Raw genomic sequence first — 17,400 nt, forward strand, 5'->3', positions numbered from 1 at the left:
ACATAAAATGAAACAAATTAACCTGATTGCCCTGATTTTATGGTGCAACTTTACCACAAGCGTATTTGCGCAAAAAAGCAAAAAGATGGACATCATAGCCTATTACACAGGTGATGACAAGCTAATTAACGAATACGAAGTAAGCAAACTAAACCAAATTATCTTCAGTTTCTGTCATTTAAAAGAGGGTAAACTAAGCGTTGATTCTGCAAAAGATTCTACTACTATCAAATATTTGGTTTCACTAAAAGCATCAAATCCCCAATTAAAAATTATTCTTTCGCTTGGTGGCTGGGGAGGCTGTGAGCCTTGTTCTGCAGCATTTTCAACAGCTGAGGGAAGACTTACTTTTGCAAAATCGGTGAAAGAAGTCAGCGATTATTTTAAAGTAGACGGCTTAGATTTAGATTGGGAATATCCGGCAATTGAGGGACTGCCAGGGCATTTGTTTCAACCAGCCGACAAACCAAATTTCACAGAATTAATCAAAATTTTGCGCTCTACTTTAGGTAAAAAATACGAATTGAGCTTTGCTGCCGGAGGTTTTCAAAAATTTCTCGACGAATCAATCGACTGGAAAACAGTAATGCCTTTAGTAAACCGTGTGAATATTATGAGTTATGATCTGGTAAACGGATACTCAAAAGTTACGGGGCACCATACACCTTTATACAGCACTAACCCAAAAGAAGAATCGACAGACAGGGCTGTTGCGTATTTATTGAAACTGGGAATTCCGGCAGAAAAATTAGTGATTGGAGGCGCTTTTTATACCCGCACCTGGAAGAATGTAGAAAACATCAATAACGGTTTGTATCAGGCCGGTGAACATGTTCAGGGTGTTTCTTTTAAAGACTATGCTCCTTTTTACACCGAAGCTAATGGCTGGAAGTATTTTTGGGACGATAAAGCCAAAGCACCTTTCTGGTACAATGAAAAAGAAAAAACATTTGCTACAGGAGATAATCTAACGTCTATAAAAGCAAAAGCAGAATACGTTAAAGCTAAAAACCTGGGCGGAATTATGTTCTGGGAACTTCCTCTGGACGCTACGCGAAACGGAATGGTCAATACTATTTATGAGGTTAAAACGGCTAAATAATTTTTCTCGCAGATCTGGCAGATTTTTTAATCTTTCTAATCCTTTTAATCTGTGGCAATTGTTCTAACCACATAGAAACATAGAGAAAGAGGTTTTAAACAATAAAAAACGGCAGCTAATCAAAATAGCTGCCGTTTTGTTTATCGTAAAAGTTTCAAACTATATTTTAATTTTAGTCTTACCAATTCACCTATAAAAGGGTTTGGCAGACAATAATTGAAACTAAACGGATTATTTCTTATTCTCGACTACTTTTGGAGCTCTTATCAGTCCATCATACGAAATAAATGCTTTATTGTTACTGGTAATACTAAGGGTCGTGTTTCCATTATAAAAAATAGAAAACATCAAAAGATACACATCATTTTTCCCTTTAACGGTAGCCTTAACAATATAACTTTTCCTTTTTTGCTCGATTTTAATATCTTCCGGAGTCCCTTCAAATTTAATTCCTCCATCTCCTCCATAGTCGACATTAAATGCTCGACCAAAAAAAGGCAAATCACAAGTGGTCTTTTCCGTATTAAATCTTAAAAAATAAGTATTGTAATCGAGGATAATAAAGTTCCCTCCCTGCGGAGTCATTTTTTGTGCTTCAAAATCAAACTTTTTAGACGCAACCAGCGCTTCAACTTCTTTTTGTTGCTGCAGTTCTTTTTCTGCCTTTATTTCTTTTTTTGTCTTTTCCTGTCCAAAAACAGAAATCGTTACCAAACAGCATAACACCAATATAATAGATAATTTAGTTTTCATAAAATACAAATTAAAGAGGGTTAAAAAAGGAAGCCGCTATTTTCTGGTAAATCGCATTGTGGCAATATCTCCAGAGATAAAGTGCAATGTTTTTCCTCCATCCGTAACATCGTAGGAGGTTATTTTAGGCAAAGTGCTCATAAAAACCTGTTCGCCCTGCTGAGCATCTTTACACATCATTTTGGTTGTGGCCATAGGCTGTGTCAGATCAATTTTGTTTCCTGTCACGGCAAACGCTCCGTTAAAAGAATTGCAGCCATTATTTCCAGACACGCGATTCTCTTTTACATTAAAGTTAATAGTTGGTTTTTTATTCGGATACAAACCGTCAAAAGCAATTCTCGGACCGCTAATATAGTCAAGTACCCAGGTTCCTTCAAGTTTAGAAACCGCATCTCCTGTTGGTGTTTTAGAGGCATTGCAGGAGATTAAAACAACTCCCAAAAAAACTAAAGTTAAAATTTTCCTGATCATAATATTTAGGATTAAATTAGAAAATAATTAGGTATTGATTTTCATTTTTTACTTCGGAGCCCTACGAATTTACGCAATATTTTTGGGTTCATCGCTTAAAGTCCCTTTAAATTACGATCAATAGTTTTAGATTTTTTTAACTGTTAGCTCCAATCCATGTCGGAATTTTATGTTAAATTTACTTAATCTTTAATATAAAAGCCTCCTTTATGAAAAAAATAATCGTTTCCTTCGCTATAATTACAGCCTTAATCGTTGGCTGTAAGACCAGTACAAAATCAAGTGATGCTAAAAACCTAACTGTAACTTTAGAGCCAAAAAGCAATAGTACAGTGGCCGGAACTGCTACTTTCACCGAAAAAAACGGTAAAGTAACTTTTGTTGCAAAAATGACCGGTTTACAGCCGGGAGTTCACGCCATCCACATTCACGAAAAAGCAGATTGTACTGCTGCCGACGGAAGTTCAGCAGGTGGGCACTGGAATCCTACCTTTAAAAAACATGGAAAATGGGGTGTTGCAGAATACCACAAAGGCGATATCGGAAACTTTACGGCTGATGCTAAAGGTAACGGATCGATAACCTTAACTACTGACGAATGGTGCATTGGTTGTGGCGATGCAACCAAAGATATTTTGGGTAAAGGTTTAATTGTACATCAGGGAACTGATGATTTTACCACACAACCTACCGGAAATGCAGGCGGAAGAGCAGCTTGTGCCGGAATCATTAAATAAAAAAAGAGTAACCAGCAGATTTTCACAAAATCTGCTGGTTATTTCATTTAAATTTTATCCTAAAACAAGAAAAAGATATAGCTTTGCAGCTATAAATTAAAAGTTAATGATTAACCCATCGGCACCAGGCTGGATAGACAAGTTTTTTAGCGAACAGAAGTTTTCAGAGGCTATACCTTTTGAGACTGCAGCGTCGTTCTACAATAAAGTCAGAGAGACCGGTTTTATTTACGGTCATATCATTTCTATTGATTCACAGGTTCCCATCCCTATAAAAGGCTGGTTCAAAACCGAAATTTCAAAAGTAGCCTTACTAAACACTTTGTACGGTGTTTTTTGTTTGGAAAAAAGAAGTTCGGAACCCAATAATTTTATCGCAGAAGTTTTAAAATTTTATAAAGAAATGAGTCCGGAAGGATTTAGTTTGTTCAAAATTTTACTTCCAAAGGATACCCCTTCCCTTTCTTTAGAGAATATCATAGACCAAAGGGTTCAGACGAACGACAGCATTATCAGTAAAAACTTTTCGCATTTGGTAACCAATGCGCTTTTGTTTATTGATGTTCTGGCTTTCAGACAGTATTTAGAACATGGTTCAATTCCTGAAAAATACTTAAAACGAATCGAAGAAACAGTACTGGGTATTGTGGCTCTGGCTTTAAAAACCAAAACCATAAAATCGCAGCACGACGATTTGCTGATTAAACTTTTTGAAGCTTCCATCCGATATTCTAAATTTTCAAAAGTAACGGTTGATACTTTAGAAACCTTACAGCTGGAGTATTACAACAACCAACTTGAGTATTATTACTTAATCGATATGGCCGGAATGGCTTTATGGAGTGATGGTGTTGTTGAAAATGAAGAAGCCTACTTTTTGTACTCTTTAGGTTCGATGATGGGTGTTTCAGACGATTTTGTGACGAAGAGTATTGAAACCACGAATACCTTTATCACTACGCATAAAAAGAAGATTCCTTACTTCAACTATTCCAATCCGGTAAAACATTTTTACGATCAAATGACCCACAGTGTGGTAAAACTGATTGTAAGAAACAAAAACAGATTGGTTAAGGAAATCATTCAAAGCAAAGAATTAATGGTCCTGTTGGCCTATTCAACTACCAGAGATCTGGATGCCAAGGAAAAGAAGAAAGTAAAAAAACAGCTTTTAGACATCTGTAAAACGATTCCGTCACTAACGATCTTTTTACTGCCCGGAGGAAGTTTGTTGTTACCCATTCTTATAAAATTTATTCCAACTTTATTACCGTCTGCTTTTAACGAAAATCTGGACGAAAACGAATAAAAAAAATCGCCCTTTTGAGGCGATTTTCTTTTTTATATTAAAGATCTAACTGATAAACCTCATCCAGTTCTTCGTTCGAACTGATGTTTACATTTAAATCGGTTACAAAACCAGAGTTCAAACCGTAAACCCATCCGTGAAGCATTAAATCCTGTCCGTTTTTCCAGGCTCCCTGCACAATAGACGTTTTAGCCAAGTTGTAAACCTGCTCTTTTGCATTGATTTCAACAAAAGCATTAAAACGCTCTGTTTCATCTTCAATCGAGTTTAGGTACTTATCGTGTAAACGGTACTCATCTTTAATGTGACGAATCCAGTTGTCAATGATTCCAACAGATTGATTTCCCATAGCTGCTTTTACACCACCACAACCGTAATGTCCGCAAACAATAACGTGTTTTACTTTCAAAACGTTTACTGCATAATCCAGAACACTCAACATATTCATATCGGAGTGCACCACCATATTGGCAATATTACGGTGTACAAAAACCTCACCCGGTTTAGCTCCAATAATTTCGTTTGCAGGAACACGGCTGTCTGAACATCCAATCCATAATAATGGCGGTGTTTGTCCTTTAGCCAAATCAGCAAAATAATTTGGATCTAATGCCAATGATTTTTCAACCCATTGTCTATTGTTTTCAAGTAACTGCTTATAAAACTCTCTCATTTTTTTGTTTTTTGAATGGTATTACCCGATGTTTAAATATATTAAAAACAACTTTACTGTAAAGTTATCTAATTTTAATACTTCTCACAATCAAGAAATACCTTAATTAATATAATTTTATTTAAAATCTCCTTTTACCTTTTCTTTTTGAACTAAAGCTCTTTTGGCAACATCATAATAATGTTCAATAGATACATGATTATTGATATCCGGTGAATTCTCAAGCTCATAGGCTTTCTTGAATCCTTTCAGCTTCACTTTAATATTTTCATCGATGGCTCTTGTTTCTTTAAATTCGCGAATCAAATCTAAAACATCGTGTGCAATATACTCTGTATCTGCAGCACTGATAATCACTTTCGAATTTTCGGGGATTTCATTTAAAGTCAGTTTAATCGCTGCCTTATTTAAAAATGAAACTTCCTGTGCCAAATCGATATGAATAACATCTCCATCTTCGTATTCTTCTTTTTTGAAACTGTACGCTCTTTTCAGGTTTCCTCTCAGTACAAAAATAATACTGATCACAATTCCTAAAGCAACTCCTTTAAGTAAATCTGTTGCTACAACAAATACCAAAGTTGCAATAAAAGGTACAAACTGGTACTTTCCTTTTTCCCAGAAATGTTTGAAAGTGGCAGGTTTAGCTAATTTGTAACCCACTAAAATTAAAACAGTAGCCAAAGTTGCCAATGGTATTTTGTTTAATAATGCAGGGATTGACAATACACTAATTAACAAAAGTACCCCATGAATAATAGCCGACATTTTAGACTTTGCTCCGGCATTATTATTGGCCGATGATCTTACCACAACCGATGTCATTGGCAAACCACCTAATAAAGAACTTACAATATTACCAATTCCTTGCGCTCTAAGCTCCACATTGGTGTTGGTATAACGTTTTTGAACATCCATTCTGTCAGCAGCTTCAATACACAATAATGTTTCAATAGAAGCCACAATAGCAATTGTAATAGCAACCACCCAAACTTGCGGATTGGTAACCGCAGCAAAATTTGGTGTAATCAGAATCGATTTAAATTCATCAAAAGATTTTGGAACTGGCAAAGAAACCAAATGTTCTTTTGCAATTGCCAATGGGCTTCCTGTTGAAATAAAAAATTCATTTAAAACTACTCCCGCAACTACGGCAACAAGTGCTCCCGGAATTAATTTCAGTCTCTTTAAAAAAGGAACTTTCTCCCAGGAAAGTAAGATCACAAAGGAAATAACTGAAACTACAACAGCTCCTAAGTGTATGTGATTCAAGACATCAAACAAAAATGAAAAGGAATTGCTTCCGTCATTCTGAATAAAAGCCTGATCGCCTTCAAAATCAGCATCATAACCAAAAGCGTGAGGCAATTGTTTCAGGATGATGATAATTCCGATACCGGCCAACATTCCTTCAATAACGTTGGTTGGAAAATAATTTGAGATACTTCCGGCCTTCAAAAACCCTAATGCTAATTGAATTAATCCAGCAATAAAAACAGACATTAAAAACACATCGAAAGCACCTAAATCAGTAATAGCGGTTAAAATAATAGCTGTTAACCCAGCCGCTGGTCCGGAAACACTAATGTGTGACTGGCTTAGGTACCCTACAACGATACCTCCAATAACACCTGCAATAATTCCTGAAAACAAAGGTGCTCCAGAAGCCATTGCAATACCCAAACACAATGGAAGAGCCACCAAGAAAACCACTAAACCCGAAGCGAAATCAGATTTAAGGTTGGCAAAAAGATTGATTTTTTTTGTCATAATACAATACTAAAAAATGATTCATTAACGATTGACCACATTTATTAAAAATGCAGTTTAATTCAAAATAATCGGAAGTATTATGCCAAGTTGGGAGGTGGAGCAAAAATGCTCGGAGAAATATTGTCTAGTTTTACAATATTTTCAGACACTATGGTCTTTTTTTCAATATAAACGGGCATAACAACTTCATGTTGAAGTATTGCCGGATAAACAGCAGCCTTAAGTTCTTTATGTGAATGTTCTTCTTCAGAGAAACTAAAAAATAGCGACGCATCATTGCTTTTCTTCATCACCGTAACGATCGTCGGGGTAGACAAGAATGCAATAAATATGAATAATAATATGCGAGCGACTAATTTCATTGGAACAAAAATAGTGTTAAACAAATAAAATCAAAGCGAGAGGCCAAAAAATTTATACAAATTTAACAAACATAAAAAAGCAGAATGGTCAAACCCGACCATTCTGCTATAGTAATCATTTTAGGAACAACACATTACAGCTCTTCTTCAAGCCATGCATTCATCATCCAAATTGTTTTTTCCTGCTCGGCAATGAAGTCACTCATCATAGAATTTGTCCCTTCATCGTTAATTTCATCCGACTGTTTTAAGATTTCTCTTTCAATTTTTAACAAATCAGATAAGGAGTTTACAATTAAGTGAACTGCTTTCTCGTCATTTGAAATATTCTTCCCAACAGTTAATTTATTATTTTTAATATAATCATCAAAAGTATGTAAAGGTGTTCCTCCAATAGTTAAAACACGCTCTGCAATCATGTCAATTTTTAACTGAGCATCCGTGTACAATTCTTCAAACTTTACATGCAGATCAAAAAAACGCTTCCCACGAATGTTCCAGTGTATTCCTCTTAAATTTTGGTAATATACCTGAAAATTGGATAACAGAATATTCAATTCTTTTACTAACAATTCTGATTCTTTTACCGGTAATCCTAAGATATTTGTCTTCATAGTTTTCATTTTATAATATGATTACTACAAATTTAAAACAACTTCTTTTAAAATAATATAAAAAAAAATTATATTTTCTTATTTTTGCATCAAAAATTACTATCAAGATGACTATAACTCAATTGCAATATGTATTAGCCGTTGCCGAACATAAAAATTTCACGCTTGCTGCCGAAAAATGTTTCGTTACCCAGCCAACACTGAGTATGCAGATTCAGAAAATCGAAGAAGAATTAAATATTCTGATTTTTGACAGAAGCAAAAAACCCATTCAGCTTACCGATATTGGTCAGAAAATTGTAAACCAGGCCAAGAATATTGTAAACGAAGCGGATCGAATTAAAGACATTGTAGAACAGCAAAAAGGTTTTATTGGAGGAGAATTCCGTCTGGGGATCATTCCGACCATTATGCCAACACTTTTGCCCATGTTTTTAAACAACTTCATCAAGAAATATCCAAAAGTAAAACTATTGATTGAGGAGCTTAATACAGATGAAATTATTCTGAAATTAAAAAATGGCCATTTGGATGCTGCTATTGCTGCTACTCCGCTTGAAGATGAGAAAATCAAAGAAATTGTATTGTATTTTGAACCCTTTGTGGCTTATATACCCGAGCATCACGCCAGTTTTCAAAAAGAAGAAATTGAAGTTGCCGACTTAAACATCAACGAAATCCTGTTGCTTCAGGACGGACATTGTTTTAGAGACGGGATTTTAAATTTATGTAAAAATGCCAGTGACCTCGATCAGAATAATTTTCAGATTCAAAGTGGAAGCTTTGAAACGCTAATTAAACTAGCCGACGAAGGTTTGGGTACAACGCTACTTCCGTACCTGCACACCTTAGACTTAAAAGATTCCGACAAACAGAAACTACGTAACTTTAAGGAACCGAAACCAGCTCGTGAGGTAAGTTTGATTTACCCGAAGAGCGAATTAAAAATGCAGATCATTGACGCCCTCAGATCTACAATTGCCGGAGTAGTTAAAGGAGCAATTGTTTTTCAGAACGTTCAGATCATAAGTCCGCTACAAAAGAAATAACAATAAAAAAGGAGCCAAGTGGCTCCTTTTTTTTATACTTTGATTAGTAGTAGACTTTGTTTTAGTTCTGGTTTTTCAATAATGAAATTTAATAACCATTCTTGCAATTGTTCCATTTCGTACGGTAACAGTGTTTTGATAGCTTTCTCTAATTCTTTACAGAAAAGTATCGGGTCGAAACTTACTCTCTCAAGTATTGATTTCGTGTAATCAAACATCATTTTTGACATAATAAAATAAGATTTTTTGGGGGTTATCTATATTTTCAAACTCGCAACAAATTTAAACAAATATCATTCACGAGTACCGATTTTAACTTATTATTTTAAAAACTTTAGCAACGAATACGATTTCTTAATGCATATAAATCAATCTGGAATCATTCTAAACAACTCATTTAAACCTTTTTAAAGGCCCGAAACATTTCACGTTTTCCCGGAGGTCCTGCCAATTTTTCGACTGTAAATCCAACCTCAATCATGCTTCTTTTAACAACTCCGCGAGCTGCATAGGTTACCAACACTCCATTTGGCTTTAAACTATTGTACATTTTCCTGAAAATCTCGGTGCTCCAGAGCTCCGGTTGCACCCGATATCCGAAGGCGTCAAAGTAAATCAAATCAAAAATTTCAAAATCGTCTATTTCATCAAAAAATTGTTTCCTTTTGGTTAAGCCAAAATCGTTGGTGATGGCTACTTTCTGATTCCATTCACATTCGTGCATTTTCTCAAAAATAGCTTTATGAGCAGTAGCCTCCAATTCGTCGACGTAATTCATAGCCAATACTTCTTTCGCATCAACCGGGTAAGCTTCTACTCCAACATAATCAATTGGCTGTTGCTTTTGACTGGATTCTAAAAAAGTAATAAAAGCATTCAAACCCGTTCCGAAACCAATTTCCAGAATACTTACCGGAGCATCGCCGAATAAGGAAAGACCATTTTTTATAAATACATGTTTCGCCTCCTGAATTGCTCCGTGTTTCGAATGGTAACACTCATCCCACTCCTGCAAATGAATTGTGGTTGAACCATCTAGCGTTTTAATTATTTCTCTTTTCACCTTTTTCAGAATTTACAATCCGTTTCTACTGGTATTTCGATCGTTTTAAGTGCCAAATTTAGTCAAAACAAATGCGTAAAGCCTTAAAAAACGGTTCATTTTTCATAAATTCTTTATAAAAATGTCTTAATTTTTTCACTTTATTATAAGATAAATAAATCTCAGTTAAAGCCCGTAAATAATGCAGTTTTACTAAGTAAATTATATATTTTTACTTAATTTTGCATTCAGTAAAATCTATATCACAGCAGATCATTGCTTTAGATTTTCTGTGCTATTAATGATAATTACCTAAAAAAACTTTACATAATTAATTATGAGTACAACTCAAACACACAAAATTGAAATCAGAAAAGCAACTTCGTCAAAAATAAGCGGAGTAGACTTTCAAAACCTAAGCTTTGGTTCTGTTTTTACAGACCATTTATTCGAATGTGATTTTAAAAACGGAGAGTGGCAAAACCCTGTCGTTAAACCTTATGCTCCTATTTTGATGGATCCTTCTTCAAAAGTCTTCCACTACGGACAAGCGATTTTTGAAGGAATGAAAGCTTACAAAGATGACAATAACGATGTTTGGTTGTTCAGACCTGATGAAAACTTCAAACGTTTTAACGCCTCTGCGGTTCGTATGGCAATGCCAGAAATTCCGGAAAGTATTTTCATGGACGGTTTGAATGAATTATTGAAAATTGACCAGGAATGGATTCAAAAAGGAAACGGAAGCAGTATGTACATCCGTCCATTTATGATTGCAACCGGCGCTGGTGTTGTAGCAAATCCTTCTGACGAATATAAATTTATGATTTTACTTTCTCCTGCACAGTCTTATTATGCCGGTGAAGTAAAAGTAATTATCGCTGAACATTACAGTAGAGCTGCAAATGGAGGAATTGGAGCAGCAAAAGCTGCCGGAAACTATGCTGCACAGTTTTACCCAACTAACCTGGCCAACAAAGACGGTTTCCAACAGGTAATCTGGACTGACGATGCTACTCACACGAAACTGGAAGAAGCAGGAACAATGAACGTTTTCTTCAGAATCAACGACACTTTACTGACTGCTCCAACAAGCGAAAGAATTTTAGATGGTATCACCAGAAAAAGTTTGATTGCTATGGCAGAAAAAGAAGGTCTTAAAGTTGATGTTCGTCCGGTTCTGGTATCAGAATTGGTAGAAGCCGCAAAAAGCGGAGCATTAAAAGAAATTTTCGGAGCAGGAACTGCCGCTGTAATAAGCGTAATTAAAGGTTTCTCTTATCAGGATGTGTACTACGAAATGGCACCGCTTGAGAATTCTTACGCTTCTTTATTGAAAGAAAAATTAACAAGTCTTCAAAACAAACTTTCAGAAGATACTTTTGGCTGGACTGTAAAAGTACAGTAAGCAAAGACACCTCTATAAAACAAACCCGACAGATTTCAAAAACCTGTCGGGTTTGTTATTTTAAAGCAATTTTGAAAAATCAGGTTTAAAATAATTAGGACCTTTCATCACTTTTCCGTCTTCTCTGTAAATCGGCTGGCCGTCTTCGCCCAACTTACTCATATTACTACGCTGAATTTCATCAAAAACAGCTTCAATTTTATCCTGCAAACCGTGCTCGATAATGGTTCCGCACAAAATATACATCATATCTCCAAGAGCATCAGCAATTTCAAGTAAATCATTGTTTTGAACCGCTTCCAGGTACTCCTCATTTTCCTCTTTCATTAAATTATAACGAAGCAGTTTTTTAGTCTCTCCCAAATCAGCAATTGGCGCCAGACTATGTCCTATTCTAAAAGCAGTATGAAATTCAGTAACTGCATCAAGTTGTTTCTTCATGATATTATTTGATTAAATGAAATGGCAAATTAGCAACAATTCGTATACAATTCTCTAAATTTGCCAAAAATAATTTTTAACTATGTTTAGTCAAGGACAATTAATATTCGGACTCTGTTTTTTTATTGCATTCGTAATCGTAATGATATTCGCTTATCGAAAGGATCTTGCTTTACACAAGGTTTTTTACAAGGGAAATTATAAGGTACTACTCGTCTTCTTACTTTTTATCGCCATTTTATTTGTGATCAAATTTTTCTTCAAAAGATAATTCCAAAAAGGAATTTCACTATTGGAACGCAACTGATTTTAACCGGAGAGCTGTAATTTCAATACTCAGCAACATTGCCCACCACAATATTCTTTTGAGGTTATATAATTAAAGAGCTTTTAGAACGTTTTATCTGGAACTTTTCCGGATGAGGACAATTGTATAAAATATACTTTTATCACCCTGTTATTAGTGCGACTAGTAATAAATTTTATAACTTTACGACTCCAAATAAACCAGCCCAATGAAGATTCTTAAATACTTATTCCTTCTATTATTATTAAGCCTTGTTGCCCTTACTGTTTTTGTTGCTACTCAAAAAGGAATCTTTTCTGTGGAGAGAAGCAAAGTAATCAACTCACCAAAAGCTACGGTATACAATTACCTCAATGATTTTAGAAATTATGAAGATTTTGAATCCTGGTCTGTTGAAGATTCTTCCATCAAAATGACATTCCCTAATAAAACGGTCGGAAACGGCGCCTCTTTTTATTGGACAAGTTCTGAAGGAAACGGAAATGCTATTACCTTAAAAACAAAGGATGGAGAAAGCATTCAGCAAAAAATGAAATATGACGGAACGGAAGCTGATGTAAACTGGACTTTTAAAGATACTTTGGCCGGAAAAACAAAAGTGACCTGGAAAGCATCAGGAACCATGAGTTTTTTATTTAAAATCTACACCGCTCTAAACGGAGGTTCTGATAAAGTAATTGGAACCATTTACGAAAAAAGTCTCGCAAACATTGATAAAAACTTAGATTACGAAACCAAAACCTACTCTATAAAAGTAAACGGTCTGGTAAAGAAAATCGAAACTCCGTATATCAGACAAACGTTTACGAGTGAAATTGGAAAAATAAGCAAGAATGCCCGAATCGTTATTCCGAAACTGATAACGTTCAGCAAAAACAATGGTTTATCAACCAATGGCAAACCTTTTATCATTTACCACACCTACGACACCACAACCGGACTGGCTAAAATTTCGATCTGTTTGCCTACGATTAGAGAAATCCTAACCACATCAGGTAGCGACATCTCCGTGGAAAACTAAACGGCTTTGAAGCGGTAAAAACCACTTTAAAAGGAGATTACACACATCTTAACGAAGCCATTAAAAAAACAACCGCTTTTATCAACAACGAAAAAATCACTCCTGATTTAAGCTGGTCGCATCTTGAAATTCTAACCTTGAGCAAACTGGATGTAAAAAGCCCGTCGAAACTAATGACCGAAATTTATTATCCAACAAAACCTAAAGTAATTCCGGTAGCCAAAGTTCCTGTTTACAGACCTGCTACTACCGATCCGGCAGCCGTAAAACCTGCAGAAACCCCTAAAACACCTGAAGAAGAATCGGAATTCTAAAATAATTAAAGGGGCATTAAACCTTTTGTTTAAAATTCATTCTAATACCATAAATAAAGGAATTTGGCAGACGAGAAGGAATTTATTCAACAATTATTAAATCCTGCAACGCAAAATACTGCGTTTCAAAAACTCGTGTCTGATTATCAAAAACCGCTGTATTCTCATATTCGAAACATTGTTTTGAACCATGACGATACAGACGATGTTTTGCAAAATACTTTTGTAAAAGTCTTTCAGTATTTAAAGAACTTTAAAGGAGAAAGCAAACTTTTCTCGTGGATGTATCGAATTGCAACCAACGAAGCTTTGACATTTTTAAGTCAGAAAGCAAAACTTAACGGATTAACTTCTGAAGCGCTACAAAATAAAACCATCGACAATTTAAAAGCGGATGTTTATTTTGACGGAGACGAAATTCAGATCAAACTTCAAAAAGCGATCGTAACCCTGCCCGAAAAGCAGCAGCTGGTTTTTAAAATGAAATATTTTGAAGAATTAAAATACGAAGAAATTGCAGAGATTCTCGGGACATCTGTTGGTGCTTTGAAAGCATCTTATCATCATGCTGTAAAAAAAATTGAAATATATGTTACCTCAAATTAAACCTTTTGTAACAACAACTGTCTAATAGCTATTATGAAAACATTTAAATTAGAAAACGAACCGAAAATAAAAACTGGATTTAAGACTCCGGAAAATTATTTTGATGATTTTTCGACAAAGGTTTTACAACAAATAAACGAAAAGAAAGAAGTAAAAGTAATTCCGATTTACAAACGCAAAAAAGTCCTTTCAATCGTGGCTGCTGCAGTTGTTTTTATGGCTTTAATGATTCCTATCGTCAACAATTACAACAAAACATCCAAAGACCTTGACGAAGACACTTTGGAAACCTACCTGTCCTATCAGTCCAATTTGAATCAATACGATTTGATTCGCGAACTGGATGATAAAGACATTGATAAACTCAATAAAAATGTTGCGCTCGAACAGGAAACACTTGAAGACATACTAGCGACCAACCCAAATCTCGAAAATTTAATTTCAGAATAAAACAAAAATTTCAAAAGATGAAAATTAAAAATATACTACCGATAATTCTATTCTTTATCACCTTCTCTTTTTATGCCCAGAACGATAAAACGGATGAAAAGCGGGAAAAGATTAAAGCATATAAAGTTTCTTTCTTAACGACAGAACTTGAGCTAACCTCAACAGAAGCCGAGAAATTCTGGCCTATTTACAATACATACGACGACAAGCAATATGAATTGCGCCATGAAAAGATGAAAATGTATTTGCGTAAATTAGACGACGACAACATCAGTACCATGTCTGAAAAAGAAGCTGCTGCACTCCTCTCGCAAATAGAAAGCGCAGACAAAGAATTGTACGTCCTTCGCGACAAATACAACAGCAATTTAAAAAAGATACTTTCAGCCCGAAAAATATTAAAGCTTAAGAAATCGGAAGACGACTTTAACCGCAAACTTTTAAAACAATATCGCGACAAAGCCGCCAAAAACTAATAACAAAACAACAGCAGCGAGAACCCCATATAATAATACTTACTTTATTATTTGGGGTTCTTGTTATTTAAAACGGATTCGGATTACTTTATTGTGACCAGCGGCAATTGCCGTATTTCTGTTCACGAAACGAATGGTAAAAAGTTTGGTATCTGTTGATAATTGCGTCCAGTTCTCGCCACCATTCTGCGAATATTGTATCCCTTCAGAACCTACACAAATAATTTCTTTGCCATTTCCTCCCGGAACATACTGCACGCAAGAAGCGTATCCAAAGCCCATACCCTGACCAATTAACTGCCAGGTTTTCCCTCCGTCTGTAGTAAAAGCTTTATTGTCCTTTTTTTGATTTGGAAGTTCGTAATCACCACCGGCAATAAATCCGTGTTTCGAATCATAGAAATCAGCTGTAAAAATACCAGTCATGGTTTTCCCTTGTACGATTGGAGTTTCAATGGCTTTCCAGGTTCTTCCTTTGTCTGCCGAATAAAAAACACGTGCTTTTTTCCCTCCGGAAACCAGCCACGTATCATTCCCTTTTATCACAATATTTGTATTACTGGCTGCAAAGGCTGCTTCGCCCTCGGCATTTGTAGGCAATTTATCCGATAATACTTTCGTCCACGTTTCTCCTCCATCGCGTGTGATAATGATCGAAAAAGTATCCTCTGTAGGATCTCCGATTGCAATTCCTTCTTTATCATTCCAAAACTGCATACTATCGTAAAACACTTTCGGATTAACTTCTTTATAGACTAATTTTACTTTTTGCGTTTTTTTAGAAACCTGATAAAGCAATGCAGGATTCCCTACACTTAACAAAAAGATATTGTTTGCATTTTGAGCAATACTTCTGAATTCCAGCTTCAAAGTATCACGATAAATATGATCTTCAAACTTCTCTTTTTTATCTAAATCATAAAACCCAAAACGGGAGTTATCGGCACCATACCAAATTTTATTTTTGTCGATTACAATGGCTCTGATACTAATTTTATCCTGAAACAAAGTATCTATCTGTATTGATGTAAAACCCGTGTTAAAAATTCCCTTTCCACTATTATTCAGCGTTTTAAAAGACATTAACAAAATTAAAGCACCAAAAAATAATATTACTTTTCTCATACAAACTAGTTTTTTAGCGCTAAAATACAATTATTTATAACACCTGAAATAAGTTTCCCTCTTTTTTCTGGCACAGTAATTGGATACCTCCAAATATTAATCTTAATATGATTTAAAAATGAAAACTAAACTACTTTTTATAGCCCTCCTCACAATAGGTTTGAGTACTGTACAAGTACAAGGTCAAACTACGGTATATGCAAAGAATTCAGATATAAGCGATAATTTAGATTTAAGAGCTGTGGCTTCTATGTTTGGAGAATCTGCTAATTTACAGGATTTCGAAAGACGTTTGAATGATCCGAGATATCAAATCTCAAATCTTGATTTAAATGACGATAATCAGGTTGATTATCTTCGTGTAATCGAATCTGTCGAAAGCAGAACGCACGTTGTGATTATTCAGGCGGTTTTAGATCGCGATGTTTATCAGGATATTGCAACTATTGATGTCGAAAGAGACAATTACAACAAAGTGAGTGTACAAATTGTTGGGAACAGCTACTTGTACGGTGCCAATTATATTTACGAACCGGTTTACCATGCGGTTCCTGTAATTTATACTTCGTTTTGGGTAACCAATTACAGACCTTATTGCTCTACCTGGGGCTGGAACTATTATCCAAGATATTATAGTGCCTGGAGACCTTATCCGATTTACAGATACCGAAACAACATCAATCTGTGCATCAATGTAAACAACAGCTACAACTATGTAAATACAAGAAGAAGTTACAGAGCTCCCGTTTTGTATGAAACAAGACGTACTTATGGCTACGAAACGAGACGTCCTGACTACAGCTTTGCTCAGAGAAACTCTAACGCCAGCAACCGATACGATCTGGATCAAAGACGTGTTACAACGAGAGAGTACGGAAGAAATCAAAATACGTACACGACAAACCGATCTACTTCAGATAGAGTATCTACTACAAATGATCGTACGACCAATAGAAATTATTCAGAGAACAGAAATTCTTCTGATAGAAGTTCTTCCGATAGAAATTACACTACGAATCGTACTGCTTCTTCAAACAGAGATTACTCAGGTGCAAACACAACTCCTGTGAGAGTTGAAAATTCAGGAAGAAGTGAAAACAGAAGAGATTACAGTCAAAACAACTCAAATACTTCCAGAGGAAATTCACAAACCTATGGAAATACAGAGCGAGTTTCGACTCCACAAAGAACAGAATCTTCCAGAAATTATTCTGACAACAGAGGAAATTCAGCGAGACAGCAAAGCTCTCAAAGCACGCAACGTTACGAAGCTCCAAGAGCAAGTCAGGAGTCCAGAAGCAGTGAACCACAAAGAGAAAGCGGTTCAGGCGGCAGAAGCAGCGGCGGCAGAAGAATTTAATGTA

21 protein-coding genes are annotated in these 17,400 nt (G+C 35.5%); 11 read left to right on the top strand and 10 right to left on the bottom strand.

All coding sequences use genetic code 11. The annotated features are described in order from the left end of the window. Nucleotides 1-7: 7 nt before the first annotated feature. On the top strand, nt 8-1,102 hold the full coding sequence (locus OLM61_RS01395) for a glycoside hydrolase family 18 protein (protein WP_264524753.1): 1,095 nt from the start codon (nt 8-10) through the stop codon (nt 1,100-1,102). Nucleotides 1,103-1,333: 231 nt separating this feature from the next. On the opposite strand, the gene OLM61_RS01400 is transcribed toward OLM61_RS01395, so the two are convergent. Next, complete coding sequence (locus tag OLM61_RS01400; protein ID WP_264524754.1) at nt 1,334-1,855, bottom strand: DUF4251 domain-containing protein; 522 nt, start codon at nt 1,853-1,855, stop codon at nt 1,334-1,336. Nucleotides 1,856-1,891: 36 nt separating this feature from the next. Next, on the bottom strand, nt 1,892-2,329 hold the full coding sequence (locus OLM61_RS01405; RefSeq protein WP_264524755.1) for an META domain-containing protein: 438 nt from the start codon (nt 2,327-2,329) through the stop codon (nt 1,892-1,894). A gap of 209 nt (nt 2,330-2,538) precedes the next feature. On the opposite strand from OLM61_RS01405, the gene OLM61_RS01410 reads away from it, so the two are divergent. Further along, on the top strand, nt 2,539-3,066 hold the full coding sequence (locus OLM61_RS01410) for a superoxide dismutase family protein (RefSeq protein ID WP_264524756.1): 528 nt from the start codon (nt 2,539-2,541) through the stop codon (nt 3,064-3,066). Between the two features lie 106 nt (nt 3,067-3,172). Then, nucleotides 3,173-4,375, top strand: coding sequence for an LETM1-related biofilm-associated protein (locus OLM61_RS01415; RefSeq protein ID WP_264524757.1), 1,203 nt, complete (start codon nt 3,173-3,175; stop codon nt 4,373-4,375). A 37-nt stretch (nt 4,376-4,412) separates the two neighbouring features. On the opposite strand, the gene can is transcribed toward OLM61_RS01415, so the two are convergent. The 4 genes from can to OLM61_RS01435 all read right to left on the bottom strand — a co-directional run bounded on the left by can (nt 4,413) and on the right by OLM61_RS01435 (nt 7,797). Further along, a complete protein-coding gene (gene can / locus OLM61_RS01420; protein WP_264524758.1) occupies nt 4,413-5,048 on the bottom strand; it encodes a carbonate dehydratase in 636 nt (211 codons plus the stop codon). A gap of 117 nt (nt 5,049-5,165) precedes the next feature. Then, the gene (locus tag OLM61_RS01425) at nt 5,166-6,818 is read right to left on the bottom strand and encodes a SulP family inorganic anion transporter (protein WP_264524759.1); all 1,653 of its coding nucleotides are present in this window, start codon (nt 6,816-6,818) and stop codon (nt 5,166-5,168) included. Nucleotides 6,819-6,898: 80 nt separating this feature from the next. Next, complete coding sequence (locus tag OLM61_RS01430; RefSeq protein WP_173967806.1) at nt 6,899-7,183, bottom strand: hypothetical protein; 285 nt, start codon at nt 7,181-7,183, stop codon at nt 6,899-6,901. A 134-nt stretch (nt 7,184-7,317) separates the two neighbouring features. Next, nucleotides 7,318-7,797 carry a Dps family protein gene (locus OLM61_RS01435; protein ID WP_264524760.1) on the bottom strand — a complete coding sequence of 160 codons (480 nt, stop codon included), beginning with the start codon at nt 7,795-7,797 and terminating at the stop codon, nt 7,318-7,320. Nucleotides 7,798-7,904: 107 nt separating this feature from the next. Between OLM61_RS01435 and OLM61_RS01440 the strand changes: the two genes are divergently transcribed. Continuing rightward, a complete protein-coding gene (locus OLM61_RS01440) occupies nt 7,905-8,846 on the top strand; it encodes a LysR substrate-binding domain-containing protein (RefSeq protein ID WP_173967804.1) in 942 nt (313 codons plus the stop codon). A 32-nt stretch (nt 8,847-8,878) separates the two neighbouring features. Here OLM61_RS01440 and OLM61_RS01445 read toward each other — a convergent pair whose 3' ends face one another. Continuing rightward, nucleotides 8,879-9,076: a hypothetical protein gene (locus OLM61_RS01445; RefSeq protein ID WP_017496117.1), complete on the bottom strand. Its 198-nt coding sequence runs from the start codon at nt 9,074-9,076 to the stop codon at nt 8,879-8,881. A gap of 167 nt (nt 9,077-9,243) precedes the next feature. Beyond that, a complete protein-coding gene (gene mnmD / locus OLM61_RS01450) occupies nt 9,244-9,909 on the bottom strand; it encodes a tRNA (5-methylaminomethyl-2-thiouridine)(34)-methyltransferase MnmD (protein ID WP_264524761.1) in 666 nt (221 codons plus the stop codon). Between the two features lie 316 nt (nt 9,910-10,225). On the opposite strand from mnmD, the gene OLM61_RS01455 reads away from it, so the two are divergent. Then, nucleotides 10,226-11,296, top strand: a complete 1,071-nt coding sequence (locus tag OLM61_RS01455; protein WP_264524762.1) for a branched-chain amino acid aminotransferase — start codon at nt 10,226-10,228, stop codon at nt 11,294-11,296. Between the two features lie 60 nt (nt 11,297-11,356). Here the strand turns inward: OLM61_RS01455 and OLM61_RS01460 are convergent, their stop codons facing one another. Further along, complete coding sequence (locus tag OLM61_RS01460) at nt 11,357-11,737, bottom strand: nucleoside triphosphate pyrophosphohydrolase family protein (protein WP_264524763.1); 381 nt, start codon at nt 11,735-11,737, stop codon at nt 11,357-11,359. A 515-nt stretch (nt 11,738-12,252) separates the two neighbouring features. Here OLM61_RS01460 and OLM61_RS01470 point away from each other — a divergent pair. The 5 genes from OLM61_RS01470 to OLM61_RS01490 all read left to right on the top strand — a co-directional run bounded on the left by OLM61_RS01470 (nt 12,253) and on the right by OLM61_RS01490 (nt 14,911). Then, nucleotides 12,253-13,065 carry an SRPBCC family protein gene (locus OLM61_RS01470; RefSeq protein WP_264524764.1) on the top strand — a complete coding sequence of 271 codons (813 nt, stop codon included), beginning with the start codon at nt 12,253-12,255 and terminating at the stop codon, nt 13,063-13,065. A 137-nt stretch (nt 13,066-13,202) separates the two neighbouring features. Then, a complete protein-coding gene (locus tag OLM61_RS01475) occupies nt 13,203-13,379 on the top strand; it encodes a hypothetical protein (protein ID WP_264524765.1) in 177 nt (58 codons plus the stop codon). A gap of 63 nt (nt 13,380-13,442) precedes the next feature. Beyond that, on the top strand, nt 13,443-13,985 hold the full coding sequence (locus OLM61_RS01480; protein ID WP_263361570.1) for an RNA polymerase sigma factor: 543 nt from the start codon (nt 13,443-13,445) through the stop codon (nt 13,983-13,985). Between the two features lie 33 nt (nt 13,986-14,018). Continuing rightward, complete coding sequence (locus tag OLM61_RS01485; protein ID WP_264524766.1) at nt 14,019-14,435, top strand: hypothetical protein; 417 nt, start codon at nt 14,019-14,021, stop codon at nt 14,433-14,435. Nucleotides 14,436-14,452: 17 nt separating this feature from the next. Then, nucleotides 14,453-14,911 carry a sensor of ECF-type sigma factor gene (locus OLM61_RS01490; protein ID WP_264524767.1) on the top strand — a complete coding sequence of 153 codons (459 nt, stop codon included), beginning with the start codon at nt 14,453-14,455 and terminating at the stop codon, nt 14,909-14,911. A 63-nt stretch (nt 14,912-14,974) separates the two neighbouring features. On the opposite strand, the gene OLM61_RS01495 is transcribed toward OLM61_RS01490, so the two are convergent. After that, nucleotides 14,975-16,036, bottom strand: a complete 1,062-nt coding sequence (locus OLM61_RS01495) for a sialidase family protein (RefSeq protein WP_264524768.1) — start codon at nt 16,034-16,036, stop codon at nt 14,975-14,977. A gap of 118 nt (nt 16,037-16,154) precedes the next feature. Here OLM61_RS01495 and OLM61_RS01500 point away from each other — a divergent pair, with 118 nt between their 5' ends. Then, nucleotides 16,155-17,396: a hypothetical protein gene (locus OLM61_RS01500; protein WP_264524769.1), complete on the top strand. Its 1,242-nt coding sequence runs from the start codon at nt 16,155-16,157 to the stop codon at nt 17,394-17,396. Nucleotides 17,397-17,400: the final 4 nt, after the last annotated feature.

It is taken from the genome of Flavobacterium sp. N502536 (assembly GCF_025947345.1).
Taxonomy (GTDB): domain Bacteria; phylum Bacteroidota; class Bacteroidia; order Flavobacteriales; family Flavobacteriaceae; genus Flavobacterium.